Origin of the sequence: Intrasporangium chromatireducens Q5-1 (assembly GCF_000576575.1) — a bacterium.
Lineage (GTDB): Bacteria > Actinomycetota > Actinomycetes > Actinomycetales > Dermatophilaceae > Intrasporangium_A > Intrasporangium_A chromatireducens.
On the sequence record NZ_AWQS01000412.1, the window covers coordinates 1 to 2,160 of the forward strand.

Below are 2,160 nucleotides of genomic sequence, written 5' to 3' on the forward strand. Positions count from 1 at the left end.
TATTTACGTGCCAGTGAGCGCGAACTCCGGTGTCAGCCCAGCTCCAGGGCATAGACCTGCAGCACGAGGTCCGGATAGACCGGCCAGTCGCGGTCCGGCACGTGGACGAAACCGTAGTCCGCGTAGAGCCGGTGGGCCGCGGTGCTCCAGAAGGCCGTCGACAGGACGACGCGCCGAAACCCTTCCGTCCGAGCGCGATTCACGACCTCGTCCAACAGCGCGCGGCCGACTCCCCGGCCTTGGACGGACGGGTCGACCGCCAGCATCCGGAACTCCGCCTCGTCGTCCGCCGCGACCTCGCGGTGGGCTGATCCGGCCGGCGGCCACGTCACGGTCCCGACCACGTCCGGCCCGTCCACCGCGACCCACACCTCCGCACCGACGGCACGTCCCGCGACATCGCGCAGGTGCTCGTAGTAGTCGTCGCCGGGTGCGAGCCCGCTCGGAGCATAGGCCGAGCTGAGGATGTCGGCGATGCGGCCATACTCCTCGGCGCGTGCCCGTCGGATCTCCACGACGCCCGCCTAGCCTGATCCAAACGGGTTGCGGGAGAAGCGCATCGGGTCGAACGCCGGCACCGCGGCCGCGGGTCCCCGCGCCACGAGCGAGGCCACGAGGGTCCCTGTCGCCGCCCCGAGCGTGAGCCCGAGCATGTTGTGGCCCGTCGCCACGACGACCCGCTCGGCGCCGGGGACACAGCCGATCAATGGCTTGCCGTCCGGGGTCATCGGCCGTGGCCCGACCCGCTCCTCGGTGCTGGCGTCCCAGTCGATGCCGGAGAGCCAGGGCCGGGCCTGACGCTTCATGAAGTCGATTCGCTCCGGGCGGACCCCCTCGCGCGTCCCGTCGAACTCGACCATGCCGACGACCCGGGCGTGGTCACCCATCGGCGTCACGCCGACGTGGGTGTCGCCGAGCCGCAGCACGTGCGTCGGGGGGTACTGCGGGAAGACGCTGAAGCTGTAGCCCTTGCCCGGCGTCACGTAGCCCTTGACCCCGAGTGGGCGGAGCAGCTCCTCGGACCACGCGCCGGCCGCGATGACGACATGCTCCGCGGCGACGACGCCCCGCGGGGTGGCGACCTCGGCCTGCTCGCCCCGCTGTCGGACGGCCAGGGCCGGCGTGTCCTGCTCGAGCCGGGCGCCCCGCGCGACGACGGACTCGACGAGGCGGTCGACGAGCCGGGACGGGTCAAGCCAGCGGTCACCCCGGTGGACGAAGCCGAACTGCGAGGCGTCTCCGAGCCCGGGCTCCAGCTCGAGCAGGGCCTCGCGCCCGACGACCGGGTCCGGCGCGGGCGCCAGCCCGCGCTGCGAGACCGCCAGCAAGGACGCCCACGCCGCCTCGGCGTCCTCGAGCCGCGAGTGGAGGATGAGGAAGCCCTCGTCCTGCAGGTCCCCGATGATGCCTGCCTCGACGAGCTCGTCGACGAGCGGGGCGGTCTGACGGTTGAGCAGGTCGAGGTCGTCCCACGAGCGGGCGAAGCGCCCGGAGCCGGAGCTCGCGAGGAACCGCGCGAGATAGCCCGCCACCCGTGGGAGGGCACTCGGGCGCAGGAAGAAGCTCCCGTCATACGGCGGGATGAGCGAACGCACCCCGTCGCGGACGACACCCCAGGACGGCATCGGGTCGCTCCGGGCCGGGCACACCCACCCGCCGTTGACGCGGGCGGCGCCGCCGCCGGGCGCACCCGCGTCGAGGAGGGTGACGGCATACCCGCTCTCGAGCAGGTAGTGCGCGCTGAACAGCCCGATGAGGCCGGCGCCGACGACCGTGACCTCGCCCTTCGCGGGCATCAGAACCGCTGTCGCTTCACGCTGTCCGGCAGCTCCGGCTCCCTCCCGGCACCCGCGTCGCGCGCCTCGTCGGCCCGCCTGCGCCGCTCCACCTCGTCGCCGTCCGAGTCGACGTGCGTCGGGTCGAGGACCCGCCTGAGGAACGTCCGGGTCCGCTGGTGCTGGGGGTCGCCGATGACCTGGTCGGGGTGGCCCTCCTCGACGATGACGCCGCCGTCCATGAAGATGACCCGGTCGGCCACCTCCCGCGCGAACGCCATCTCGTGCGTCACGACGATCATCGTCATGCCCTCGGACGCGAGCCGGCGCATGACCGACAGGACGTCGCCGACGAGCTCGGGGTCGAGCGCCGAGGTCGGCTCGT

General features: G+C 72.9%; 2 protein-coding genes and 1 pseudogene. All 3 read right to left on the reverse strand.

Going from position 1 to position 2,160, the window contains the following annotated elements; all coding sequences use genetic code 11:
• Nucleotides 1-32: 32 nt before the first annotated feature.
• The gene (locus N864_RS21730) at nt 33-515 is read right to left on the reverse strand and encodes a GNAT family N-acetyltransferase (RefSeq protein ID WP_034722394.1); all 483 of its coding nucleotides are present in this window, start codon (nt 513-515) and stop codon (nt 33-35) included.
• A gap of 9 nt (nt 516-524) precedes the next feature.
• On the reverse strand, nt 525-1,796 hold the full coding sequence (locus N864_RS23880) for an NAD(P)/FAD-dependent oxidoreductase (protein WP_051518920.1): 1,272 nt from the start codon (nt 1,794-1,796) through the stop codon (nt 525-527).
• A pseudogene (locus N864_RS21740) lies at nt 1,796-2,160 on the reverse strand (amino acid ABC transporter ATP-binding protein); the annotation flags it as partial. The gene N864_RS23880 and the pseudogene N864_RS21740, both read right to left, overlap by 1 nt.